Annotated in this window: 25 protein-coding genes; 7 read left to right on the forward strand and 18 right to left on the reverse strand. The window is 59.4% G+C overall.

The window, feature by feature from the left end:
* The first annotated feature begins 168 nt into the window (after positions 1–168).
* Positions 169–588, forward strand: coding sequence for a SufE family protein (locus tag ACQQ2Q_RS02425; RefSeq protein WP_428185426.1), 420 nt, complete (start codon positions 169–171; stop codon positions 586–588).
* Between the two features lie 12 nt (positions 589–600).
* On the opposite strand, the gene ACQQ2Q_RS02430 is transcribed toward ACQQ2Q_RS02425, so the two are convergent.
* The 10 genes from ACQQ2Q_RS02430 to ACQQ2Q_RS02475 form a co-directional block, all read right to left on the reverse strand.
* On the reverse strand, positions 601–1,419 hold the full coding sequence (locus tag ACQQ2Q_RS02430) for a DUF6456 domain-containing protein (protein ID WP_428185427.1): 819 nt from the start codon (positions 1,417–1,419) through the stop codon (positions 601–603).
* Positions 1,412–1,825 carry a helix-turn-helix domain-containing protein gene (locus ACQQ2Q_RS02435; RefSeq protein ID WP_428185428.1) on the reverse strand — a complete coding sequence of 138 codons (414 nt, stop codon included), beginning with the start codon at positions 1,823–1,825 and terminating at the stop codon, positions 1,412–1,414. The genes ACQQ2Q_RS02430 and ACQQ2Q_RS02435 overlap by 8 nt, the downstream gene beginning before the upstream one ends.
* Before the next feature lie 211 nt (positions 1,826–2,036).
* A complete protein-coding gene (locus ACQQ2Q_RS02440; protein ID WP_428185429.1) occupies positions 2,037–2,465 on the reverse strand; it encodes a MucR family transcriptional regulator in 429 nt (142 codons plus the stop codon).
* Between the two features lie 474 nt (positions 2,466–2,939).
* Complete coding sequence (gene mnhG / locus ACQQ2Q_RS02445; RefSeq protein WP_428185430.1) at positions 2,940–3,275, reverse strand: monovalent cation/H(+) antiporter subunit G; 336 nt, start codon at positions 3,273–3,275, stop codon at positions 2,940–2,942.
* A complete protein-coding gene (locus tag ACQQ2Q_RS02450) occupies positions 3,272–3,640 on the reverse strand; it encodes a cation:proton antiporter (RefSeq protein WP_428185431.1) in 369 nt (122 codons plus the stop codon). The genes mnhG and ACQQ2Q_RS02450 overlap by 4 nt, the downstream gene beginning before the upstream one ends.
* Positions 3,637–4,110: a Na+/H+ antiporter subunit E gene (locus ACQQ2Q_RS02455; protein ID WP_428185432.1), complete on the reverse strand. Its 474-nt coding sequence runs from the start codon at positions 4,108–4,110 to the stop codon at positions 3,637–3,639. Before ACQQ2Q_RS02455 ends, ACQQ2Q_RS02450 begins: the two co-directional genes overlap by 4 nt.
* Positions 4,107–5,684, reverse strand: a complete 1,578-nt coding sequence (locus tag ACQQ2Q_RS02460) for a Na+/H+ antiporter subunit D (RefSeq protein ID WP_428185433.1) — start codon at positions 5,682–5,684, stop codon at positions 4,107–4,109. The genes ACQQ2Q_RS02455 and ACQQ2Q_RS02460 overlap by 4 nt, the downstream gene beginning before the upstream one ends.
* 3 nt (positions 5,685–5,687) lie before the next feature.
* Entirely contained in the window at positions 5,688–6,065 is a 378-nt protein-coding gene (locus ACQQ2Q_RS02465; RefSeq protein WP_428185434.1) for a Na+/H+ antiporter subunit C, read from the reverse strand.
* Entirely contained in the window at positions 6,065–6,484 is a 420-nt protein-coding gene (locus ACQQ2Q_RS02470) for a Na+/H+ antiporter subunit B (protein ID WP_428185435.1), read from the reverse strand. The genes ACQQ2Q_RS02465 and ACQQ2Q_RS02470 overlap by 1 nt, the downstream gene beginning before the upstream one ends.
* Positions 6,481–8,871 carry a putative monovalent cation/H+ antiporter subunit A gene (locus tag ACQQ2Q_RS02475; protein ID WP_428185436.1) on the reverse strand — a complete coding sequence of 797 codons (2,391 nt, stop codon included), beginning with the start codon at positions 8,869–8,871 and terminating at the stop codon, positions 6,481–6,483. The genes ACQQ2Q_RS02470 and ACQQ2Q_RS02475 overlap by 4 nt, the downstream gene beginning before the upstream one ends.
* 533 nt (positions 8,872–9,404) lie before the next feature.
* Here ACQQ2Q_RS02475 and msrB point away from each other — a divergent pair.
* Positions 9,405–9,812: a peptide-methionine (R)-S-oxide reductase MsrB gene (msrB, locus tag ACQQ2Q_RS02480; RefSeq protein WP_428185437.1), complete on the forward strand. Its 408-nt coding sequence runs from the start codon at positions 9,405–9,407 to the stop codon at positions 9,810–9,812.
* A 39-nt stretch (positions 9,813–9,851) separates the two neighbouring features.
* On the opposite strand, the gene ACQQ2Q_RS02485 is transcribed toward msrB, so the two are convergent.
* Positions 9,852–10,823, reverse strand: a complete 972-nt coding sequence (locus ACQQ2Q_RS02485) for a phospholipase D family protein (RefSeq protein WP_428185438.1) — start codon at positions 10,821–10,823, stop codon at positions 9,852–9,854.
* A 276-nt stretch (positions 10,824–11,099) separates the two neighbouring features.
* Here ACQQ2Q_RS02485 and ACQQ2Q_RS02490 point away from each other — a divergent pair, with 276 nt between their 5' ends.
* A complete protein-coding gene (locus ACQQ2Q_RS02490; protein ID WP_428185439.1) occupies positions 11,100–11,720 on the forward strand; it encodes a hypothetical protein in 621 nt (206 codons plus the stop codon).
* A 17-nt stretch (positions 11,721–11,737) separates the two neighbouring features.
* Here ACQQ2Q_RS02490 and ACQQ2Q_RS02495 read toward each other — a convergent pair whose 3' ends face one another.
* Positions 11,738–12,808: a helix-turn-helix domain-containing protein gene (locus ACQQ2Q_RS02495; protein WP_428185440.1), complete on the reverse strand. Its 1,071-nt coding sequence runs from the start codon at positions 12,806–12,808 to the stop codon at positions 11,738–11,740.
* Positions 12,809–12,948: 140 nt separating this feature from the next.
* On the opposite strand from ACQQ2Q_RS02495, the gene ACQQ2Q_RS02500 reads away from it, so the two are divergent.
* Positions 12,949–13,689 carry a hypothetical protein gene (locus ACQQ2Q_RS02500; protein ID WP_428185441.1) on the forward strand — a complete coding sequence of 247 codons (741 nt, stop codon included), beginning with the start codon at positions 12,949–12,951 and terminating at the stop codon, positions 13,687–13,689.
* Positions 13,690–13,700: 11 nt separating this feature from the next.
* On the opposite strand, the gene ACQQ2Q_RS02505 is transcribed toward ACQQ2Q_RS02500, so the two are convergent.
* Together ACQQ2Q_RS02505 and trhA are read right to left on the reverse strand one after the other, a co-directional pair.
* Positions 13,701–14,222, reverse strand: coding sequence for an N-acetyltransferase family protein (locus ACQQ2Q_RS02505; RefSeq protein ID WP_428185442.1), 522 nt, complete (start codon positions 14,220–14,222; stop codon positions 13,701–13,703).
* An 88-nt stretch (positions 14,223–14,310) separates the two neighbouring features.
* Entirely contained in the window at positions 14,311–14,973 is a 663-nt protein-coding gene (gene trhA, locus ACQQ2Q_RS02510; protein WP_428185443.1) for a PAQR family membrane homeostasis protein TrhA, read from the reverse strand.
* A gap of 205 nt (positions 14,974–15,178) precedes the next feature.
* Between trhA and ACQQ2Q_RS02515 the strand changes: the two genes are divergently transcribed.
* On the forward strand, positions 15,179–15,562 hold the full coding sequence (locus tag ACQQ2Q_RS02515) for an MAPEG family protein (protein ID WP_428185444.1): 384 nt from the start codon (positions 15,179–15,181) through the stop codon (positions 15,560–15,562).
* 59 nt (positions 15,563–15,621) lie between these two features.
* On the opposite strand, the gene ACQQ2Q_RS02520 is transcribed toward ACQQ2Q_RS02515, so the two are convergent.
* Entirely contained in the window at positions 15,622–15,942 is a 321-nt protein-coding gene (locus ACQQ2Q_RS02520; protein ID WP_428185445.1) for a TraR/DksA family transcriptional regulator, read from the reverse strand.
* Positions 15,943–15,989: 47 nt separating this feature from the next.
* A complete protein-coding gene (locus ACQQ2Q_RS02525; RefSeq protein WP_428185446.1) occupies positions 15,990–16,400 on the reverse strand; it encodes a universal stress protein in 411 nt (136 codons plus the stop codon).
* A 301-nt stretch (positions 16,401–16,701) separates the two neighbouring features.
* Here ACQQ2Q_RS02525 and ACQQ2Q_RS02530 point away from each other — a divergent pair, with 301 nt between their 5' ends.
* Positions 16,702–17,565 carry a VOC family protein gene (locus tag ACQQ2Q_RS02530; RefSeq protein ID WP_428185447.1) on the forward strand — a complete coding sequence of 288 codons (864 nt, stop codon included), beginning with the start codon at positions 16,702–16,704 and terminating at the stop codon, positions 17,563–17,565.
* A gap of 33 nt (positions 17,566–17,598) precedes the next feature.
* Here the strand turns inward: ACQQ2Q_RS02530 and ACQQ2Q_RS02535 are convergent, their stop codons facing one another.
* Together ACQQ2Q_RS02535 and ACQQ2Q_RS02540 are read right to left on the reverse strand one after the other, a co-directional pair.
* Entirely contained in the window at positions 17,599–19,392 is a 1,794-nt protein-coding gene (locus ACQQ2Q_RS02535; protein WP_428185448.1) for an SLC13 family permease, read from the reverse strand.
* Positions 19,393–19,653: 261 nt separating this feature from the next.
* Entirely contained in the window at positions 19,654–20,043 is a 390-nt protein-coding gene (locus ACQQ2Q_RS02540) for a DUF930 domain-containing protein (RefSeq protein WP_428185449.1), read from the reverse strand.
* A 193-nt stretch (positions 20,044–20,236) separates the two neighbouring features.
* Here ACQQ2Q_RS02540 and ACQQ2Q_RS02545 point away from each other — a divergent pair, with 193 nt between their 5' ends.
* Positions 20,237–22,345: a S9 family peptidase gene (locus ACQQ2Q_RS02545; RefSeq protein ID WP_428185450.1), complete on the forward strand. Its 2,109-nt coding sequence runs from the start codon at positions 20,237–20,239 to the stop codon at positions 22,343–22,345.
* The last annotated feature ends 56 nt before the right edge of the window (positions 22,346–22,401 follow it).

Below are 22,401 nucleotides of genomic sequence, written 5' to 3' on the forward strand. Positions count from 1 at the left end.
CTGCCCGCATGAAAACTGCAGCCTTTGGCTGAGCCGCGAGGAACCTGTTTCCTCGCGGTTTTTTTCGTCGGCGCGCCGGTTCATTTTCGCCGGCATATGGCCTATATCGCAAACAGCGGTGCTCCTGGCGAGTGCGCGTCGCCCAGCGAATAAAGAAAGCGGTGCCTGATGAGCAAGATCGACGAGATTATCGAAGACTTCTCCTATCTCGAAGACTGGGAAGACCGCTACCGCTATGTGATCGAACTGGGCAAGGCGCTTCCGGAACTGCCGGAAGAGGATCGCACGCCAGACAACAAGGTGAAGGGCTGTGCAAGCCAGGTCTGGCTTGTGACCGAACCCTCGGAAGACGGTCCCGACCCGGTGATCACCTATCGGGGCGATTCCGACGCGCATATCGTCAGTGGGCTGGTGGCGATTGTGCTTGCCGCCTATTCCGGACGGCATGCCACCGAAATCGTCAAGCTGGACGCGATCGACCTGTTTTCGAAAATCGGGCTGATCGAACATCTGTCTGCCCAGCGCGCCAACGGCCTGCGCTCGATGATCCAGCGTATCCGAGAGGAAGCCGCACGTCGGGTCGGGTGACAGCGCGCAGCTTCAAAGCTCCGGTCGATAGTCGGCGGCGCCCCAGTGCCGGGCTCTGGTCCTGCGCGCATTTCCGGGCGGATCGTAGTGGCGGGCGAGCGCGGCAAGGGCGGTGCGCAGCATCAGCTTGGCAGAGCGGGCCGGCCATAGCCGTTCGCGCTCGACCAGTTCCAGGCCCTTGGTGAAACAGCAGACATCGACTGCCACGCCGGACAGATCGGGGCCCATGGCCTCGACCGCGCGGGCAAAGCGTATGCGGGCGGCCAGTGCCGTCTCCGTCAAATCGGCCACGCCGCCTGCCCCGCCCTTTCCGCGCGTATCGAGCCTTGGCTCCCAGCGTGCCGTGACGCGTGGCTGCAGGCCGCCGCGATAAAAGTCCGCCGCCAGACGTTCACCGGCATCGATCGCCTCTGCGGTAAAATAAGGCTGTCCGGATTTGTCGCGCAATTTCGCCAACTGCGCCAGTGGCGACTCATCGCGGTTGCGACGAACGAGACGCCGCGGCAGACCCTCTTGCGCTGGCAAGTGGTCTTCGACGACATCGCGGTGCTGGGCCTGAAAACCGTCTTCGCCCTCCTCGATCAGCAGGCGGCGAAGATATGGTCGCACCTCCCCGGTTGCCTGATACCGGCCATTCGCCTGCCGCAAGAGACCGCGCGCGAGAAGGCTTGCGAGCGTTTGGCGCGAAAACGGGCACTCCGTACCATCCTTGCCGATCAACAGGATCTTATCGCCATCGCCAGAGCGCCATGTCAAAGGACCAGCCAGCGCCATTCGCAAAAGCCTCACCAGAATTTTAACTGCTGCTTTGTCATGTCTTCGGTCAGACATCGTACTCTCCTTCACTGGTTTTGAGGACGGTGGCCGCAACTCTTTCGAGCGTCGTTATGAAGGCGTCGAAATCGGGGTCGTCGCGACGCCGCTCGACCACACTGCAGGCATGGAACACGGTGCTGCGATCGAGCCCGAAGGCCAGCGATATATCGCGATACGGCAGACGCATGGCCACATGGCAGACATAGATGGAAATCTGGCGGACATGGCAGACGGCGCGGCGCGTGTGGCGATGCAGCAGGCCGAAATGGCCAGCAAGCACCAGCATCTCCTTCGTCATGTCAGATATGAGGTGACAGGCAAGCCTGGGCGGCAAATGCGCCCGACTGCCAAGGTGCCCGGCATCGAGGAGCCGATTGGGACGGTGGACGGCCGGCACAGAGAGTTGTTTCAAAGAGATCATATCGCCACTCCTGACGATATAGGAATATATTCTTAACTATTCGTCAAGATACAAATCAGACCTCGGTCGCGCTGCCGTTCACAAACTCTGTTTTACAATATGGTTTACGTAAAAACATCCGTCAATTTTTAGGAATTAATTCCATATACCCGATATGAAAAAGCCGGGCCTCGGGGGAGACCCGGCTTTCTCATGTCATCCGAATATCGGGTTATTTGCCGCGCTTGCGACGCTGGCCGAGACCCATTTCCTTTGCCAGGCGCGAGCGCGCTTCGGCATAGGCTGGTGCAACCATCGGATAGTCGGCCGGCAGATCCCACTTTTCCCGGTATTCCTCGGGGGCGAGGGAATGATGGGTCATGAGGTGACGCTTGAGAGACTTGAAGGCGCCGCCACATTCCAGGCAGATGATCTGATCGTCCTGGACCGACTTGCGCACTGCGACCGCAGGCTTCTGTTTCTCGACGACCGATACGGCCGGTGTGGGGGCAGAGGTGTTGCTGAGTGCCGTGTGAACATCGCCAATGAGGCCGGCCAATTCGGAGACCGGGACGACGTGATTGCTTACATAGGCCGCAACGATATCCGCAGTCAGTTCAACCAGTACACTCTGGTTCGAGCCCAACGCAGTTTCGCTCATATTATTGTAACTCCTGTTTATAGCAGCAAAACGATACGCTCACCGCCGAGCGTATCTCCTTTCAAGCCAACAGTTTCGACGATGAACGACTTCCGGCCCGCACCCGAGTGCAAGCGTACCCCCCACAGGTCAGGAAAACGTCCAAAATCACACTGCCTGAAATTGAAAACTGCCTTTTTCGATCTAACGGATGAAGTTCACACTACATCCGCAAACTCCATTGCTGTGACGTCCGTCAAAAACGTTGCAGCCAAGGAGAAAAAGGCACTATCGCAATATCAGCGCTTAAATAAGGCGATAGCATTCTTTGCAATAAAGGCCAATTACAATTTTTTACCAATTTTAGGGTGTTGAGACATTCATCGTTAAGGAAAGGTTTTGCTTCCGTGAACAGAACGAAATGCAGTCGCGTTGCTTTCAAGAAAACCCGAAATCAATCAAGGAATGATTTAGCTTTTCCACACTAAACTGCGACTAGACTTTACGTTTCTTCAAATCGTCGCGTACCGATACGGGATCCAACTTGTAGCCGACCTCGTGCGCGGCCTTGGCGAGCAGATGCGCGGAGACCGGCGCGGTGAGGATAAAGAAGAAGAAACCGGCCAAAGCGCGGCTGAAAATGGCCAAATCGCCGGAATGAAAGCCCACTGCAACCAGCAAAAGCCCGGAGCCGACGGTTCCTGCTTTCGAGGCCGCATGCATGCGCGTGTAGAGATCCGGCAGGCGATTGATGCCGATGGCGGCGATCAGGGCAAAGAGCGAACCGGCAACCATCAGAAATGCGGTAACGAGAGCGACAGCCATAGTCATGATTTACCACCTCTGCGTGTATTGCGTTTCTGCCCGCGCTTGACTGGCTTCAGGACGGCGCTGTCTTCCGAGGGTTTCTTTCCGGTAATACCGCGTGCCAAAATGAAACGGGCAAAGGCAACCGTCGCCAGAAAACCGACCAGTCCGAGCGAGATGGCGATATCCACATAAAGTGTATAACCGGTGCGGATGGCAATGACGGCAATGAAGCCGATGACAATACCGACCAGCATGTCGAGGGCGAGCACCCGGTCTGGCAGTGTCGGTCCACGCACAACGCGAAAGACTGTCAGCAAAATTGCGATACACAGCACGACCAGTGCAAAATTGCAGGTCACCTGAATAATGGTATCCGGCGAGATCATTGGAAAGCCTCCCGAATTTTACGCTCGAAGCCGTCAGCAATGTCACGGACAGCAGCTTCCGGATCGGAGCAGTCGATGGCGTGGACGAACAGGGTCTTCTTGTCGTCGGAGACATCGACAGACAAGGTTCCCGGCGTCAGCGTGATCAGGTTGGCGAGAAGGGCGATCTCGAAATCACGCTCCAGGGTCAGTGGAAAGGCGAAGATGCCCGGCTTGATATCCATGCGCGGCGACAAGACCATGGCTGCCACCTTCCAGGCCGACTTTGCCAGTTCGATGAAGAACAGCATGATCAGCGCGAATATGCGCCAGCTGCGGCGCAGATAGCCCGTTCCGCCGGTCTGCTCGCGGATCAGCCCCAGCGCCAGCGTCGAGAGCACAAAGCCGAAGACGAGATTGTGCAGCGAGGCGCTGCCGGTGACCGCCACCCAGATGATCGCCAGAAGCAAATTGATCGCATAGAGGGTCATTGGGCGCCTCCCTGCGGAAAGACGGAATTGAGATAGGCGGTCGGATCAGCCAGTCCAAGGCCTGCCTGCTGGGTCAGCTCCAGCAGCGGCTGCGGAAACAGACCGAACCACACGACCAGTGCCGTCAGGCCGATGATCGGTGCCCAGGCCGGCCAGCCAGCCGGCTTTGGCGGCGTTTCCTCGCTGACAGCCACTGCCGTTTCCGCCGGGCGCCAATAGGCAAGCAGGAAGACACGGCCAAAGGCGATGGTTGTCAGGAAGCCGGCAATGAGGATCGAGGCCGCCAGCCACCAGGCGCCGATATCGATCGCGCCCTTGACCAGCATGGCCTTTGGCCAGAAGCCCGAAAACGGCGGCAGGCCCGCGCCTGCAAAGAACAATGCAAGCGTGATGAAGGCGAGCAGCGGCGATGATTTCCAGATACCGGCCAGACCGCGCAGATTGAAGGACCCGCCGACGGCAGCTGCCTGGCCTGCGACGAAATACAGGGCCGTCATCAACACGATCGAATGCAGGCCGTAGAAGATGGCCGGCGACAGGCCGGCGACGCCGCCCATCGAGGCACCGGCCAGCATGTAACCGATGCCGGAGATGACGATATAGCCCAGCATGCGACGGATGTCCGATTGGGCAATCGCACCGAGGGCCCCGGTTATCATGGTGAGCGCTGCGGCAATGCCGATCAGCAGCGACAATGCTTCGCGCTCGACCGGAAACAGCATGACCATGATGCGCAGCAGCGCATAGACGCCGACCTTGGTGAGCAGACCGGCAAAGAGTGCGGAGACCACCACGCGCGGCGTGTGATAGGAGGCCGGCAGCCAGAAATTGACCGGAAAGGCGGCTGCCTTCATGCTGAAGGCCAGAATGAACAGCGCCGACAGTGTCATCAACGGTGCCGTATCCCGCATTTCGCCAGCCTTGCGGGCGATATCGGCCATATTGAGCGTGCCGAAGATGGCATAGAGATAGCCGACGGCGATCAGGAATAGCGTGGTGCCGATCAGGTTGAGGATCGAGTATTTGAGCGCGCCGTCGATCTGCTCGCGTTCGGAGCCGAGGATCAGCAGGCCGAAGGACGAGATCAGCAGCACCTCGAACCAGACATAGAGGTTGAAGATGTCGCCGGTGAGGAAGGCACCGGTGACGCCAGCCATCAGGACCATCAGGAAGGGGAAGAAGCCGTAACGGCGCGCGGACTGATTGATATCGGCGACGGCGTAGATACCGCCGGCCAGCGCCACGATGCCCGATGACAGGGCAAAGAGCGCGCCGGTCAGATCGACCGTAAAGGCGATCCCGAAAGGCGGCAGCCAGCGGCCCATCATCATGGTGACAGGCCCTGTTTCGGCGACGTGCAGCAAGAGCAGGGATTCCAGCAGAACCAGAATGGCCAGCGAGACAATGGCAATGGCGGCATGAAGCCGGGTGGTATGGCGCACCATCATCAAGACAGCGCCGGTCGTCAGACACAGTGCCACCGGCGATATGGTCAGCCATTGACCGGCGGTTGCCGGTTCCATGACCCAGGCAAGCGCATGGTCGACGGCGTGGGTGGTCGAAGAAGCGGCCATCAATCAGTATCCCATCGGTGGCAGCGGGTCGTTTTCCGGCTCGGCCACGCGCATTTCGTCGGTGTCATCGGTCTTCAGCTCCTGATAGCCGCGATAGGCGAGCACCAGCAGGAAGCAGAAGAAGGAAAAGGAAATCACGATTGCCGTCAGGATGAGGGCCTGCGGCAGCGGATTGGCAGCGCCGGAGGCAAGCTCGCTGGAGCCTTCGGCAATGATGGGCGGCACTTCGCGCGTCAGGCGACCTGCGGTGAACAGCAGGAGATTGACGGCATTGCCGAGAATGGCCACGCCCAGCAACATGCGGACAATATGCTTGGACATGAGCAGATAAAATGCAGCCGCAAAGAAGATGCCGACAAGGCCGGAGAGCAGAACTTCCATCAGTCGTCCTCCCTTTCTTCCAGTGCCAGTGCAATTGAGGTGATGGCGCCAACCACCACCAGATAAACGCCGATATCGAAGCTCATGACGGTGGCGATGGGCACTTCGACACCTGCAATTTCCGGATAGATCCACAGACCGGTCATGAAGGGTACGCCGAAGAAGATCGACAACAGGCCCGACAGGCAGGCGAGCAGCAGGCCGAAGCCTGCAACAGACATGGGGTGAAACCAGATGGCGCGGCGAACGGCCTGAACGCCATAGGCAATACCGTAGATGGCCAGTGCCGAGGCTGCGATCAATCCACCGATAAATCCACCGCCCGGTTCGTTATGACCGCGCAGCAGGACGAAGATCGAAAACAGCACCATGACAGCCGTCAGGAAGGGGGCGACGGTGCGGAAGATCAGCGTGTTCATGCCCTGCCCTCCTTCTTGGCGCGGCGTTTGCCGGCAGCCTCGCCTTCCAGCGATTGCGCAGCCGGCACGGACCCCACGCGAATGCGGATGAGGGCCAGAATGGCAAGACCGGTGATCATGACCACCGCGATTTCACCCAGCGTATCGGTGCCGCGGAAATCGACGATGATGACGTTCACGACATTGGCACCGTGGGCAATGACCTTGGAATAGGCATTGAAGAAATCGGTGAGCGAGGTGTTGAACGGGATCTGGGTCGACTTGAGCAGCATCAGCGTGAAGCCGAGACCGCAGGCAATCGCAATCGATCCGTCGACAATGACCTGGCTCCAGGTGCGGTGATCGGATGGCGACAGGCGAAGGCGTGTCATGACCAGCGCCAGAATGACCACCGACAGGGTTTCGACCATGAACTGCGTGAAGGACAGATCCGGCGCGCCGAACAGGAGAAAGATGACGGCGACGGAGAAGCCCTGGATACCGAGCGAGACGATGGCCGTCAGGCGATCATTGGCAGCCAGCACGGCGATCAGGCCGATGATGGCGATGGCAAAGAAGGCCAGTTCGTGGAAATGGGTTTCCTCGGGCCAGACCGGCATGTCCGGCAGTTCGCCATAGAGGACGGGCGGCACCAGCAGCACCAGCGCCAGGAAGACGAAGGTGATGGTGACGTAGAATTCCAGCCTGCCGTTCTGCACGGCGCGGGTGACGACACTTGCAAAGCGCACCAGGCCGGCGATGAAGTGGTCGAAACCGCGATCCGGTCCGGGGCCGAGCGCGTCCATGAGTTTGACCATTGCAGCGCGCGCGCGGTCGAGACCCAGATAGACCAGTATACCGAAAATCACGGTCACAACCGAGAGGGCAAGCGGAATGCCGATATGCGGGATGAGGCTGATCTCGACATCCTTCACCATGCCTGCAACAGCCGTTGCCATGGGCGAGGAGATGAAGTCAAGCGACAGGCCGGAGAAGATCGCCATGCCCAGAGCCAACAATGCCAATGTGAAAGGACCGAGCCACAGCAGTGCGGGGCCTTCATGCGCCGGTTTTGGGGTCTCCACCTTTGGTCCGAGGAAAGGTTTGAGCGCGACGGCAAAGCCGATGACGAACATGAGACCATTGCCGATGATGGCGACCACGGTGAAAAGGATCGAGCGCAAATCGGCATGGGCGAGCGCCGCATAGATCTCTTCCTTGGCGAAGAAGCCGAAGAAAGGCGGAAGACCGGCCATGGAAATGGCGCCGCCCAGCGCCGCGAGGAAGGTGATGGGCATTGCCTTGCGCAAACCGCCAAGCCTGGTGACATCGCGCGTGCCGGCCTCGTGGTCGATGATACCGGCCACCATGAAGAGGCCACCCTTGAAGAGCGAATGGGCGACCAGATAGAGGACGGCTGCAACGACGGCATGTTCGGAACCGAAGCCTGTCATCATGACCAGCAGGCCGAGCGATGCGACCGTGGTATAGGCCAGCATGATCTTCAGATCGGTCTGGCGGATGGCAAGGAATGCACCGACCAGAAGCGTGACGCCACCGAAGACGGGCAGCAGGATTTCCCAGGCGGGCGTGCCGCCCATCACCGGATTGAGCCGCATCAACAGGTAGACACCGGCCTTCACCATGGTGGCCGAATGCAGATAGGCAGACACCGGCGTTGGCGCTTCCATGGCGTTGGGCAGCCAGAAGTGGAAGGGGAACTGCGCCGACTTGGTGAAGGCGCCGCCCAGGACCAAAAGCAATGCGGCCATGTAGAACGGGCTTTCGCGCACGATGTCGCCGGTATTGACCAGCAGCGACAGCTGGGTGACGCCGGTCATGTTCCACAGGAAGATCAGGCCGGCAAGCAAAGCCAGACCACCGCCACCGGTGACCACCAGAGCCTGCAGGGCTGCGCGCCTCGAGGCCTCGCGCTCATGATCGAAGCCGATCAGCAGGAAGGAGGTGATCGAGGTCAGTTCCCAATAGATGAACAGCATCAGGAAGCTGTCGGACATGACGAGGCCAAGCATGGCGCCCATGAACATCAGCATGAACGAGAAGAACCGGCCCTGCTGGGGATGGCCCTTCATGTAGCCGCCGGAATACAGAATGATCAGTGCGCCGATGCCCGTGATCAACAGGGCGAAGGTGAGCGACAGGCCATCGAGGAACCAGGAAAAGGACAGATTGAGGCTGGGCACCCAGGCATAACCGCCGGTGACCACTTCGCCCGCCGCGATCTCGGGGAGAAAGCCGGCAAAATGCAAAAAGGCAAAAGCCGGCAGCAGCGCCAGAATCCAGGCTGCGTTATGACCGAACCGCCGTGTGAGCCATGGTGCGATGAGCGCGCCCGCAAAGGGCAGCATCAGGGCAATGAATGTCACGCCAGCGACATTGTCGAACATCAAGCTTTTTCCGTTCCCGCTATACTACAAACCTCCGTTTTCATGAGGAGGAGCCTCTAGTTAGGCCAAACAGCCACGCGCCTCAAGAGGCCCTGCTTTGTTTGCGCCGTGAAATTGACAGCGATCAAGAAGCTGTGAGGATATGTGTTCTCGCCACCCTCTTGCGCGATACACGATCTTCACCGGACTTGCTCGCGCGCGTATTGTATAAAGACCTCGATCGGCGCGAATGGCTGTTTCATTCAGCAATGATTGGCAAAAGAGCGCGGTTGGCGAAGCACCGCGGAGCGGTGGAAACCGCAATTGCATGCGCCACTTGGCCGCATTGGACGGCTGTCCGTGAACAGTCTGGCGCGACCGGGTTACGGCAAAAACGGCAGGTCCCTCCGCCACTCCCATCCGGATGCCCAGCCATGCCCCTGCCCGCAGCTCGCAAGCACCCCTCGATCGGAAAGGGGGCGACGCAGAAAGGACGGGAGATTGTCGAAACGCAAGTCGGACCCTATATCTTCAGCACCACAAGGAGTTTGACGATGTCCCAAGACACCAAGCCGAAAGTCCAGAAAACCGACGCCGAATGGCGCGAGCAGCTGACGCCCGAGCAGTATCACATTCTGCGCGAGGCCGGCACCGAGCGTGCCTTTACCGGCCCTTACTGGAATTCCCACGAGAAGGGTCTCTACCGGTGTGCCGCCTGCAATGAGCCGCTGTTTTATTCCGATACCAAGTTCGATTCCGGCTGCGGCTGGCCGAGCTATTTCGAGGCTGTGAAGCCCGATGCGGTGACGGAAATCCGCGACAATTCACACGGCATGATCCGCACGGAAATCCGCTGCAGCAATTGCGGCGGCCATCTGGGCCACGTGTTCCCCGACGGTCCTCCGCCCACGGGATTGCGCTACTGCATCAACGGCCATTCGATGGTTTTCGAGGCCGAGTGAATAAAGCTGGCCCCGACGCCATTCGGGGCCAAAGCTATGTTAATCCAGCTTTTGCAGCTCCTCACGCAACTGATCGAATGTCAGTGCCGTGGGCTTCGTTTGATGGATTTCGGATAACACACGGTGTCCCTTGGAATTCAACTCTTGCCATATCTTGTCTTGTATAAACTTGATAGGGAAACGCTTGGCATAGGTAAATACCGTGCCTGGAGCAGTTCTTGTGACAATATAGTAGCTCAGCTCAACTGCTCCGTTACTTTTGCAATTAACATCAATGACTACGTCTCCCACCTCGAAGCCATCCCATCCGTCGTAGACATCAATACCACCTGCCAGGTCAGGCCACTCAGACATCGCCTGATTAAATCGAGCACTAGTAACGGGATCAGACCACAGCGCAAACTTTACTTTGTCGCGCATATTTTCTTCTAAATATTCCAAAGAAAAACCGGAAATATCCCTTTTTATTTTCGCTTTTTCTACAAGATCATGAGTCACGATATCGGCTTTTTCGATCAATGAAAGACACCACTTCTTCAATTCATTGACGGTGTCTTTATCCGTGAGGATTGCATTTGCCTCATGGTTGCCAGGTGAACGAAAGTGGAGGCCGCCGTTGGAGGCGTTTGAGGAGCCGATGAGACAGCCATGTTCTGTCCAGTAGACTTTTCCGTGATATCCACTCAGAGTTTTCACCTTAACCCCCAAGTCAATAATCTTTTTAATTTCGTCTGGATTGCAACCTTGTGAGAAGAGATCGCAAAGCACAGTCACATCTCGTTTAGCGCTTGCAAGTTCGTCTAATTTTAAAGCCTTAGAAGCTCCGGTTCCCCAGAATGCGACAGCCAAAATGATCTGCCCCGGACCTGCATCAGACAGTTCAATTACTTTTTGAGCGACGTCATTTCCTTCAACAAAACAGTTATTTGACACAGAAAATTCCCCAATTTCATACGAACACATAGCAGCGACGCAGACGACTTTAAAAAAAATCCGCCAGGATGACGTCACAATGACTTCAACTTCTGCCCCTGAAAAGGCCGGCCCTGTTCTTTGCCAAAGGCGACGGTGCGTCTGCTGCGGAAGTGTCGCGGCTAAAGGGTGAGATGAAGGCGATCGAACAGACGTCGCTTAAAAAGGATTGCGGCATCAAGTTCGAGGCGGCCAAGACCGGCAAGCCTTGATCCGATACGTGTGCTCATTTTTCGTTGATGGCGTATTTTCGCCGCTTGCGATCCTCGACATTTGTCCGGCAAATAGGTGCGGAAAACAGATCAAGGGAATCGCATGCGGGTAACGTCACTTCAGACCGTGGGTCTTTGCTTTGTCATCAGTGCCGCTCTTTCGGGATGCCTCCAGGCAACGGACGATCTGGCGCAGAGTGCCAAGAGCGTCAGCCCTTCGGTGGAAACGGCGACGGCTTCGGCCGATCCGGTGACGGGCCAATCCGTGGGCCAGCCCTATGCCAAAGTGCTGGCTGCAGCGCATGCGAACCAGGGCGATGGCACAACGGAGCCTGCGCTTGGACCGATGATCGGCGCGACCGTGCTTGCCAGTGGCGCCATGGTCTATCGCCATCTGGCGCCTGCCGATACGACGTCGGCGAGCACCGGCTATGCCGAACCCAATGGAAAGCCCCTGCCCTATGAACGCGAACGGCTGGTCTATTTCCTGGTCGGGCCGGATGGCGTGGTGCGGGACTGGGCCAGCGGATATACGCCCGGCGGCACCGGCAACTGCTTTGGTGGCCTGAAGGGGGCGAGTTCTGGCGGCTATGCCTGCGCGCAAGCGGACCTCAAGCAGGCCGTGGTCGCGATGTTCGATGCGGCGGTCAAGACGCGCTCCGGCCAGCCAATCGGCGTCTGGGGGCCGACGGAGCGTCCCGCCATGGATAACGGCACCAACTGAGGCCATGCCCGGTTTCGTCAACCGGCCTGACGTCGAGCGGCGGCATCGGCGCGCCACACCGTCGGGCTCTTGCCGGTGACGCGCAGGAATTCGCGGTTGAAATTGGACTTGGTCATGAAGCCGGCCTCGTAGAAGATCGCCGTCACCGGAAGATCGCTTTCGGCCAACAGGCGGCAGGCTTCGACGACCCTGAGATTGTTCACATATTGGGACACGCTGACGCCGTGGACGCGGTTGACGGCGTTGGACACGGCGCGGGCCGGCAGGCCCAGACGGCGCGCGAGACGGGCCAGATTGAGATCGGCATCGGCAAAAAGCTGTCGCTCTCCCATCAGCCGGTCGAGATCGGCGGCAATCTGCGCATCCGCGCCGCTGGCGGTTGCGGTGTCCGGGTTATCATTTTCTGCAGCCGCACCGACAGCCTTGCGACTGGCCTGCCCCTCCTCCACCTCGCGACGGCCGCCACCGGAGCCGGCAGAGGCGGCGGCAATACCGAGCAGCAACAGGATGAGCGTGGTGGAGACCGAGACCACCTCGCCCGCATGCCGCCCGCCGCCAAGGCTCATGTCCAGGCTGACGGCACAATCGGTCAGCGCCGAGGAGACAAGCATCACCCCGCCGGCCAGCATGGAGCGCCAGGAGCGCAGGGCACCGTCCAGACGGGATGCCACGAGACCGTCGGGGCCATGGCGGGCAAGCCAGAACAGCGCCGCTCCGTAGCCGAGGAAATCGGCAATGATCAAAATGTCGATGGGCGCACGCCAGAGGGCGAACAGGATCACCACCGCGATGACCGGCAGGACATGGGGCCAATCGCCGGAGCGGACCATATCGCCTTCCTGCGCCAGACCGCGAAAGGCGAGATAGGAGGCCGGCGGGATGGCGCTGGCAATGGTTGCCAGCAAGGGCAGGATTTCTGTAACGCCATAGCCCCAGCGCAGGCCGACCATCACGGTCTGGACGGTGTAGAGCAGCAGCAACAGAATAAAGGGCCATGCCGGCCCTCCCTCGTCGCGCGCCGACAAGAGGCGGACGATCAGGACCAGCAAAAGCAGGGTGGCGCAAAAGGACAGGGGTACGAAAATCATCGGGCATCACTTGATAACATGGCTGAGAGTTTGGCCTCGATTGCGATCCCGGTCGACCTGAAACGTGATCAAGGACGCGTTTTGTCTCGATGTGGCCGACAACAGGAGCGGTTCAACCCGTACCCTGAAAGGCACATATCATGAAATCGAGAACTGTTCTTCTGACCGGCTGCGGCATTCTGCTGGCCGTCATCGTGACTGACGCGGCTGTCGGCCTGATCAGCCGCAGCGAGGCCATTGCCGGTCCTCTCGATCTGACCCAGGTGTCATCGGTCGACGTGACCGGCAAGGCAAGCCATATCATCATCACCGCCGATCCCGACGCGCCGCAGACGGCTCTTCTGCAAGGGCGGCGCGATGGCTGGAGTGCGGTCTGGCGCTCCGGCTGGTTCTTCTCCGACACCTGCACACCGGATGCCAGCATGCGCACCGATGGCAACAGGCTGATCGTCGACATGGGGCGCTCGCCACGGCTTTTCGACTGGTCCGACTGCCAGCCCACGCTCACGGCCAATATCAAGCCCGACAGCGCGATCAGCGTGGATCAGGCGGCAAGCCGTACCGAGCTCGAGGGCGATTTTTCCACGGTGAACGTGGCAAGCGATGCGGGCGATGTGGTGTTCGACGGACACGCGACCGGCCTGTCGCTCTCAGGCGCGGCGCTGCGGGCCCGGATCATCTATCGCCATGTCGCCAATGACGAGACGATCCAGCTGTTCGGCAAGATGATGGATGCAAGCCTTCGTTTCGTACAGCCAACCGAGATCAGCTATCTGGTCGAAGCGGTCGCCTCGCTGGTGGACAGCGACTTGCCGAACACGCCCGGTGCGAAACCCGCAGTGACCGTGCGCGGCGACATGCTGCGGCTGCACATCGAGTGATCCGGTTGCGATCAGCCCCGGGGCTGGCGGTCGTCGAGCACCAGCTCCATGGCCGCCAGGTCCAGCCAGCGGCCAAATTTGGTGCCGACCTGTTTGTGGATGCCGACCATGGCGAAGCCGAGTTTTTCATGAAGGGCGATCGAGGCCGTGTTGCCGGCCTCGATGGCGGCGATCATGACATGGATATTGCCGGCCCGTGCCCTTGCCAAAAGGGCTGCCATCAGCTGACGTCCGATGCCGCCGCCACGGCAGTCCTTGTCGACATAGACGGAATGCTCGACCGTGTGGCGATAGCCGTCATGGGGGCGCCAGTCGCCATAGGAGGCGTAGCCGATGACCTTGCCATCGCGCTCGGCGACCAGCACCGGAAAGCCACGCTCAAGACGGGCATCCAGCCAGGCGCGGCGGTTGTCCAGATCGACCAGAATGTCGTTCCAGATTGCGGTCGTGTGTTCCACGGCGTGATTGTAGATGTCGCGGATGGCGGCAAGATCCGCTTCGCCGGCGTCACGGATCAGAAGAGATGAGGTCATGCATAGGGTCCTGCCAGAAATGTGCCTGTTCCATAGCCACGCTGTGGCTGCGTTGTCCAGCGGGTGCATGTTTAAGAAGGCAGGCTATTCAGGATGCGCCAAGGCTGAAGGCGGTGAGGACGGCGGAATAATGCACGGCGGCGGCGGCGACGACGAAACCGTGCCAGATGGCATTTTGAAAGCGCAGTTTTTCCCAGACATGGAAGATGACACCGGCGGAATAGATCACGCCACCGACGACGATCAGCGCCATTGAGATCGACGGCAGGTAGCTGGCGATCTCGCCCACGGCCATCAGACCGCTCCAGCCCATCGCCAGATAAAGCAGGATGGCCAGTCGGTCGTAGCGGCCGGGAAAGAAGCATTTCAGCGCAATGCCCATCGCGGCCACCAGCCAGATGCCGATCAACAGCGCCAGGATCCAGGGGTTGTCGGAGCCACGCTCGAGAAACGGGGTGTAGGTCGCCGCAATCAGGATGAAGATGGCGGAATGATCGAATCGACGCATGATCCACTTGAAGCGCGAGTGGGGCAGCATATTGTAGGTAAACGACACACCAAGGGCGATGACGAGCCCCAGGCCATAGATCCAGGCCGCGGCAATTTCACCATAGCTCGACCAGACGGTGGCGTAGAAAATCAGGACCGTTGCGCCGATGAGCGCGAAGACAACACCCACGCCATGGACGATGCCGTCGGCGAGCAGTTCATGGAAATCATAGGGCCGTCCAAAACGGAACTGCTGGGTCATCTTCCGGATGCTGTCCTTCAACGAGTGATAGTCTGGTCATGATGATAAGAGGATAGCAATTAAGCAATGTTGAAATTGTGACAATCGTCACAGCCAATCCGGCAATTGTTTTGCGTGCCGGTCAGATCGCGCTGCTTGCCAGCAAAATGGGTTTGTCCTACGGCTAGTGCAGATCCTCACTCCGGGTCAGTTCAAGGAATTATCGATGCGCTTTACGGTTCTTGCGACCTTTGCCGCTCTGGTCGCCTATATTTTCTTCTTTATCCGCGTGGCCCGGGCCCGCAAGGAATATGGCGTGGAAGCGCCCAAGACGACCGGCAATGTCAATTTCGAGCGGGTGTTCCGAGTGCAGCAGAACACGGTGGAACAAATGGTCCTGTTTTTGCCGTCGCTGTGGATCTTCGGCACCTATGTCTCCGATCCGCTGGCCGGATTTTTAGGCCTGTGCTGGACCGGCGGCCGCGCGCTCTATGCGGTCGAATATTATTCCGATGCCAAGAAACGCGGACCCGGCGCCGTGATCACATGGCTTTCGTCCTTCATCCTGCTGATCGGCGGGACAGTCGGGGCGCTGTTGCAGACCATGTAGGACGAAAACGGGCCGACTGGCGACAGCCGACCCACAAATGTCGATCCGCATCTGTGAGACTAAAGCTCCGCAGCGCAGGCCTTGCAGAAGGGCGTGTAGGGAATGACGTCCAGCCGCTCTTGCGAAATCGGCTGGCCGCAATTGACGCATTCGCCAAAGGTGCCTTGCGAGACACGATGCAAGGCGGCGGCGATCGCTTTCAGTTCCACCTCGCCGGCCTGGCCCAGTTCCTCCAGCACCTCGTCGTTTTCGCGCTCGATGGCGCGGTCCTCGCTGTCGGCGCTTTTTTCGTGGCCCAGGTCATCATCAATGCGGTTCAGGCGGGAATTGATCTCGCGTTGACGATCACGCAGGATTTTCTCGTATTTTGCTTGATCCATGGATGTCTCCTTACGTTTCGTCGGATTGTCATGAGGCTCAACCGCGATCAGCGGTCGACCAATACCGAGCATTTCGAATGGCGCACGATCCGGTCGGCGGTGGCGCCGATGAAATAGTTCGAATAGTCGGGGACGTGTGATGCAACAATGATAAGGTCGGCGGAATGTTCCTCCGCGGCCGCCAAAATCTCGCGGGCCGGCGCACCTGTGCGGATCTCGACGCGGGCGGCGACACCTGTCTTTTCCTTCAGACCGACCAGCTTTGCCTTGCCGTCCTCAATGGCGTTTTCGATCATGTCGACGGGCAGATCGATGGCCAGATAGCCCGGAACATCTTCAACGACCGTCAGCAGGACGATGTCGCCCCCTTCGGCCAGCAGGTTGCTGGCGGTTTCCAGAATGGTTGCGCCCCGGTCGAGCGCGCCGCAGTCCACGGGTACGATGATCTTCTTGTACATGCGTGTTCTCCTATTGCCGCAGACCTGTGGGTCAGGCTGCTCCGATGCCCGGCAGAATGCAGCGCACCCGATGGGCCTGCATTGATCCGGATCAAGTTGCGGCACGGGCGACTGTCAAGGAATAGCGAACGATAAATCTCCAACTGAGCATCTTTCGTGAACACCTGTGCCAGCGCATATTCCCTCCAGACAATCAAAGGGAGCACAGATCATGGGTGATATCAGCCGACGCGGCCTGCTCGTCGCCAGCGCAAGCCTCATTACATCCGGTCCGGCACTCTCATAGCCCTCGGAGGCCGATATGAACACGACAGACAAAAGCTTTGCCCTGACCCGGCCGGCCCATGTGGGCGCGGCCCATCTTGTCGTCCGGGATCTCGATACCACTGCGGAATTCTATCGCTCGATGCTGGGCCTCAAGACCATCGAGACTGGCATGAGCGGTGTGGTTCTGGGCGCCGGTGGCGTTCCGCTGCTGACACTGACGACGCAAGGCGACGTTGCTGCCGCTCCGCGAGGCGCTGCGGGGCTGTTTCACAATGCGTTCCTGATGCCGAACCGGCAGGAACTGGCCCACTGGCTTTATCACGCAGCCAATCGCGGCGTGCGGCTGGATGGTTCAGCCGATCACCTGGTATCGGAGGCCATCTATCTGTCAGACCCGGAAGGCAATGGTATCGAGATTTATGCCGACCGCCCCGTCGATGCCTGGGCCTTCAACAGTGACGGCACCGTCCAGATGGACACTCTGGCGCTCGATCTTCAGGCCCTCTACGACAGCGCACCCAAGGGCGAATGGGGCGGCATGGCCGATGGTGCCGGCCTTGGCCATATTCACCTTCAGGTGGGCGACATTCCCGCTGCCGATCAGTTCTACGAAGGCGTGCTTGGCCTGAAGAAGATGGCAACGGTTCCGGGCGCAAGCTTCTTCGGGTCCGGCTCCTACCATCATCACGTGGCCGCCAATATCTGGCGCAGTCGCAAGGCTGGACCGCGCAGCGGCAATCTATCCGGGCTCAAGGGATATTCCGTGGTTTTCAATGAGAAGCCGGCGCTCGACATGGCGCTGAAAACTCTGGATGCGATGGAGATCCCGGTGACACGCAATGCAGACGGCCATCTGATACAGGACCCATGGGGCATTGCTTTGACGCTCAGCGCCTGAGGAGAGCATGCCCCCATTCGAGCCATTGACCGCTCAGCGCAGATAGAACAGCCAGATGCCGAAGGTTGTGAAGACGGAGGCCATCAGGTTCATCGGCACGCCGATCTTCAGGAAGTCGGCAAAGCGGTAGCCGCCGGCAGAGGCCACGATGGTGTTGGTCTGATAGCCGATGGGCGTGGCAAAACTTGCGCTGGCCCCAAACAGGACGGCCAGCACGACGGCTTCCGGCGGCATGTCCAGCGATCCGGCAAGGGAAATGGCAATTGGCGTCATGATCACGGCCACGGCATTGTTGGTGACCATTTCGGTCAGCACCGATGTCAGCAGATAGATGATCAGGATGATGGCCACCGGCGGCGCCAGCGTCAGGATGGGCAGGACCGCATCGATCATCAATTTGACCGCGCCGCTGTTTTGCAGGCCGATGCCGACGATCAACATTCCGAAAATCAGCGCCAGCACATCGCCATCCGTTGCCCGCCATGCATCGGACGTATCGATGGCACGGACCAGAAACAGGAAACCGATGGCAATGATTGTCAGCACGGCGATCGGCATGACCCCGAGCGTTGCGAGCACGATGACTGTGGCCAGAGCCAGCAAGACCAATGCTGCGCGGTCGCGGCGGAAGGATTTTTCCAGCGGCGTCTGGGACGGTATGAGGCGGATGTCATTTGCGAGCTTTTGCAGGTCTTCCGCGGAGCCTGCGAGCCACAGCGCATCGCCGGGCTTGAGCTTGAGGCTCGGAAGATCGGGACCGGCGAGGTTGGCCCTGCGGCTGGCACCCAGCACCTTGACCTTGTGACGCGACAGGAAGGATGCGTCGGAAATCTTGCGGTCGACCGCGTCGTGGCCGGAGGCGATGGTGATCTTGGTGATCTCATGGTCTTCGGCTTTTTTCGCAGGTGCCCGCAACTGCAGGCCCAGATCGGCGCCGTCGGTGCTGTCGAGCGTGGCCAGTTCGGCCTGGGTGGCGCGCAGCACGATCCGGTCGCGCTCCAGCATCAGCACGTCCTCATCGGTGAGATCGAGTTTCACCCCGCCGCGAAAGGCTGCCATGAGCTCGACGCCGCGCGGGGAGAAGATCTTGGCCTTGGAATAGGGCCTGCCCAGATCGGCAAAATCGTCCCGCAGGCGCAGTTCCGTGACGATGTCGGGTTTGGCGTCACCCTTGTTCAGATCGTCGCCATCGCGTCTGGCCGGCAACAGAAAGGTCTGGGCAAACAGCAGGAAGATGGAACAGCCTGCGGCCAGAATGAGACCGATGGGCGTGATGCCGAAAATGCCGAAGGGCTCCAGGCCCTGCTGACGTGCAACGCTATCCACGAGAAGGTTGGTCGATGTGCCGATCAGCGTGCAGGTGCCACCGAGAATGGCGGCATAGGATAGCGGGATCAGCAGCTTGCGCCTTGCTATGCCGGTGGCAGAGGCAAGCGAGGTCATGACCGGGATCAACATGACCACGACCGGTGTGGAATTGACGAAGGCGGAGGCCACCATCGTCAGCCCTAACAGGGTGAAGATGGCAAGGGTTGGCCGGGTCCGCGCCAGCGCCAGAATGCGGGTGATGATGGCTTCGAGGATGCCTGTTCGGGCAAAGGCTGCCGAGATGATCAGCATGGCGGCAACGGTGATGGCCGCACCATTGGAAAATACCGACAGCGCTTCATCCGGCTTGACGAAACCGAAGGCGATGAACACCGCTGCACCGGATACGGCCACAGCCGAGGGCGGCGTCTTTTCGCGCAAGAATCCGATCAGCATGAGAAAAAGCACCGCCAGCGCGATGAAGGCGGAGTAGTCTTTCAGGTAGTCTGCAGGCGTCATGAATGTCCCCGAAAGTGCCGCGATGCGGACGACTATAGCGCGCTCGTCCCCATTGTCGAAGCGCCGGCATTAAACATCCGACGATGTCGAAATGTTCCGCAGTCCGATAGCACTGGTGACCGTTTAATACGGCGTTGTTGTGAAGGTGGCTGGCCGGAAGCAGCCAGCGGCCCCGCGACCTTCGGCAAGGGAGCGGCGGACCGCTAGACGGCGCGTCTCTTCGAGGGACCAGCGATCCCGGCGACAGGCCGGGCTCGCCTGTCAATCATAGAGATAATATTTCTGCCACTCGTTGCGCGGGATCAGTGCGCCCATCTCGTAGTCGAACTTCTTGACCTTCAGGTGCTTTTCACCCGTCTCGCACTGGTATTTCAGGCGATACCACTTGCCACGGCTGCGCACGACTGCGCCGGAGGCATGGATGCTGTTGCCGTCGACGTCCGGCGGGGAGAATGTGTAGGCGATCACCTTGTCCGGATTGAAACCGCTTTGTTCGCTGCGGATGCGGCTCATGGCTTCGATATCGCAGCGCTGCTCCAGTTGTTCCTCGGGCTCGAGTTCCTCGAGCTGGCGAATGACACTGTTGTCCAGGGCGAAAGCATGGCCCGCAAGGAGCGTTACAAAGGCTGCGGAAAACACTCTTTTATACATCGAATACTCACTGAGTCGTTTAACCGGGGCCGAAATTACCCGCCAGAAATGGGGTGTTCCAGCAACCACGAGTTGTCAATTCTGTTTTTCCCAGGTGCCAGAATAGCGCGACGGACATTCGGGCTTGATCGGCCCTGCCGCGCTCTCTATCTCTGATCCACCCGCCCCGGATATTCAAAGTCGAGAGAACGCATTGTCCCCTTTCAAGAACCTGCCAACCACCCCGAGCGCTGCTGCCAAACCGGTCAGCGATACCCGTCACGGCATCACCCGCACGGATGATTACGCCTGGATGAGGGCCGATAACTGGCAGGCGATGTTCAAGGATACCTCTATCCTCGACCCCGAGGTCCGCGCCTATCTGGAAGGCGAAAACGGCTATATGGAGGCGGCGATGGCAGATACGAAAGATCTGCAAAAGACGCTGTTTGCCGAGATGAAAGGCCGTATCAAGGAAGACGACAGTTCGGTGCCGGTGAAGGACGGGTCCTTTGCCTATGGCACGAGTTTCGTCACCGGCGGCGAGCAGCCGCGCTATTTCCGCATCCCGCGCGACGGCGACGTCAAGGACGAGACGATCCGCGACCTGCTGCTGGACGGCGACAAGGAAGCCGAGGGCAAGGATTATTTCCGTCTGGCCGGCCTTGGCAATAACAATGACCACTCGCTCGGCATCTGGGGCTATGACGACAAGGGGTCTGAATATTTTACGTTGCGGGTGCGCGACCTGGCGACCAAGACCGATCTCGACGACGTGATCGACAATACCGCCGGCGGCGGGGTCTGGGCACCGGATGGCAAGAGCTTCTTCTATACGCTTCAGGACGACAATCACCGTCCGTCCAAGGTGTTCCACCACATCATCGGCCAGCCGCAATCGGAAGATCGCCTGGTCTTCGAGGAGAAGGACCCGGGCTTCTTCATGGGGGTTGGCGGTTCGCTGCTCGACGACTTCATCTATATCGACATCCACGACCACGAGACCTCGGAATTCCATCTCATTCCAACCTCCGACCTGACGGCCGAGCCCAAGCTTGTGGCGGCGCGCGAGGATGGCGTGGAATACGATCTGACCGAAGGTGGCGATGTGTTCTATATCCTCACCAATGATGGGGATGCCAAGGATTTCAAGATCATGGAAACCCCGGTTGCGACACCGGGCAAGGAAAACTGGACGGAAGTGGTGCCGCATGAGCCGGGTCGACTGATCCTCAACCATATGGCCTTTGCCCGCCATCTGGTCTGGCTGGAGCGCCGCGACGGCCTGCCGCGGATCATGGTCCGCGATCGCAAGTCCGGCGCCGAACACGAGATTGCCTTTGCCGAAGAGGCCTATTCGCTGGGCCTGTCGGGCGCGGCCGAATACGACACGGACGTCATCCGCTTTTCCTATTCGTCGATGACGACGCCCAGCCAGTTGTTCGACTATAATATGGCAACCCGCGAACGCACGCTGCTGAAGACGCAGGAAGTGCCGTCGGGCCATAATCCGAGCGACTATGTAACGCGCCGCGTGTTTGCCAAGGCCCATGACGGGGTCGAGGTTCCGGTCACCCTGCTTTACCGCAAGGATGTCGCCCTCGACGGTTCTGCCCCGTGCCTGCTTTATGGCTATGGCGCCTATGGCATTGCCATTCCGGCCTCGTTCAACACCAATGCGCTGTCGCTTGCCGATCGCGGCTTCGTCTATGCCATCGCCCATATCCGCGGCGGCAAGGACAAGGGCTTTGCCTGGTATGAAGACGGCAAGATGGAAAAGAAGACCAACACCTTCAAGGATTTCATCTCGGCAGCGGATCATCTGGTGAGCGAGAAGTTCACCTCTTACGACAAGATCATCGCCGAAGGCGGATCGGCCGGCGGCATGCTGATGGGCGCCATTGCCAATATGGCACCTGAGAAGTTCGGCGGCATTATCGCGGCCGTTCCCTTCGTCGATGTGCTCAACACCATGCTCGACGACACCCTGCCCCTCACGCCGCCGGAATGGCCGGAATGGGGCAATCCGATCGAGAGCGCCGAGGAGTATAACTGGATCGCCGCCTATTCGCCTTACGACAATGTCGCCCACAAGCCCTACCCGCCGATCCTTGCGCTTTCGGGCCTGACCGATCCGCGCGTGACCTATTGGGAACCGACCAAGTGGGTGGCCAAGCTGCGCGACAAGGCGCCGGAGGCCGGACCGTATCTGCTCAAGACCAATATGGCTGCCGGCCATGGCGGAAAATCGGGACGCTTCCAGCGACTGGAAGAGATCGCATTCGAATATGCGTTTGCGATCAAGGTTGCGGGCAAGATGTAGGGGACCTTTTACGCTCGCGGCAGGCTGGCCTTGTTTACCATGCGGTAAGTACACTG

Source organism: Agrobacterium sp. ES01, from assembly GCF_050320885.1.
GTDB lineage: Bacteria > Pseudomonadota > Alphaproteobacteria > Rhizobiales > Rhizobiaceae > Allorhizobium.

Bases quoted from the DNA above. Each gene is read 5' to 3' on its own strand.
- ACQQ2Q_RS02425 (WP_428185426.1), top strand. From the start codon at position 169: ATGAGCAAGATCGACGAGATTATCGAAGACTTCTCCTATCTCGAAGAC.
- ACQQ2Q_RS02430 (WP_428185427.1), bottom strand. From the start codon at position 1,419: ATGTCTGACCGAAGACATGACAAAGCAGCAGTTAAAATTCTGGTGAGG.
- ACQQ2Q_RS02435 (WP_428185428.1), bottom strand. From the start codon at position 1,825: ATGATCTCTTTGAAACAACTCTCTGTGCCGGCCGTCCACCGTCCCAAT.
- ACQQ2Q_RS02440 (WP_428185429.1), bottom strand. From the start codon at position 2,465: ATGAGCGAAACTGCGTTGGGCTCGAACCAGAGTGTACTGGTTGAACTG.
- mnhG (WP_428185430.1), bottom strand. From the start codon at position 3,275: ATGACTATGGCTGTCGCTCTCGTTACCGCATTTCTGATGGTTGCCGGT.
- ACQQ2Q_RS02450 (WP_428185431.1), bottom strand. From the start codon at position 3,640: ATGATCTCGCCGGATACCATTATTCAGGTGACCTGCAATTTTGCACTG.
- ACQQ2Q_RS02455 (WP_428185432.1), bottom strand. From the start codon at position 4,110: ATGACCCTCTATGCGATCAATTTGCTTCTGGCGATCATCTGGGTGGCG.
- ACQQ2Q_RS02460 (WP_428185433.1), bottom strand. From the start codon at position 5,684: ATGGCCGCTTCTTCGACCACCCACGCCGTCGACCATGCGCTTGCCTGG.
- ACQQ2Q_RS02465 (WP_428185434.1), bottom strand. From the start codon at position 6,065: ATGGAAGTTCTGCTCTCCGGCCTTGTCGGCATCTTCTTTGCGGCTGCA.
- ACQQ2Q_RS02470 (WP_428185435.1), bottom strand. From the start codon at position 6,484: ATGAACACGCTGATCTTCCGCACCGTCGCCCCCTTCCTGACGGCTGTC.
- ACQQ2Q_RS02475 (WP_428185436.1), bottom strand. From the start codon at position 8,871: ATGTTCGACAATGTCGCTGGCGTGACATTCATTGCCCTGATGCTGCCC.
- msrB (WP_428185437.1), top strand. From the start codon at position 9,405: ATGTCCCAAGACACCAAGCCGAAAGTCCAGAAAACCGACGCCGAATGG.
- ACQQ2Q_RS02490 (WP_428185439.1), top strand. From the start codon at position 11,100: ATGCGGGTAACGTCACTTCAGACCGTGGGTCTTTGCTTTGTCATCAGT.
- ACQQ2Q_RS02495 (WP_428185440.1), bottom strand. From the start codon at position 12,808: ATGATTTTCGTACCCCTGTCCTTTTGCGCCACCCTGCTTTTGCTGGTC.
- ACQQ2Q_RS02500 (WP_428185441.1), top strand. From the start codon at position 12,949: ATGAAATCGAGAACTGTTCTTCTGACCGGCTGCGGCATTCTGCTGGCC.
- ACQQ2Q_RS02505 (WP_428185442.1), bottom strand. From the start codon at position 14,222: ATGACCTCATCTCTTCTGATCCGTGACGCCGGCGAAGCGGATCTTGCC.
- trhA (WP_428185443.1), bottom strand. From the start codon at position 14,973: ATGACCCAGCAGTTCCGTTTTGGACGGCCCTATGATTTCCATGAACTG.
- ACQQ2Q_RS02515 (WP_428185444.1), top strand. From the start codon at position 15,179: ATGCGCTTTACGGTTCTTGCGACCTTTGCCGCTCTGGTCGCCTATATT.
- ACQQ2Q_RS02520 (WP_428185445.1), bottom strand. From the start codon at position 15,942: ATGGATCAAGCAAAATACGAGAAAATCCTGCGTGATCGTCAACGCGAG.
- ACQQ2Q_RS02525 (WP_428185446.1), bottom strand. From the start codon at position 16,400: ATGTACAAGAAGATCATCGTACCCGTGGACTGCGGCGCGCTCGACCGG.
- ACQQ2Q_RS02530 (WP_428185447.1), top strand. From the start codon at position 16,702: ATGAACACGACAGACAAAAGCTTTGCCCTGACCCGGCCGGCCCATGTG.
- ACQQ2Q_RS02535 (WP_428185448.1), bottom strand. From the start codon at position 19,392: ATGACGCCTGCAGACTACCTGAAAGACTACTCCGCCTTCATCGCGCTG.
- ACQQ2Q_RS02540 (WP_428185449.1), bottom strand. From the start codon at position 20,043: ATGTATAAAAGAGTGTTTTCCGCAGCCTTTGTAACGCTCCTTGCGGGC.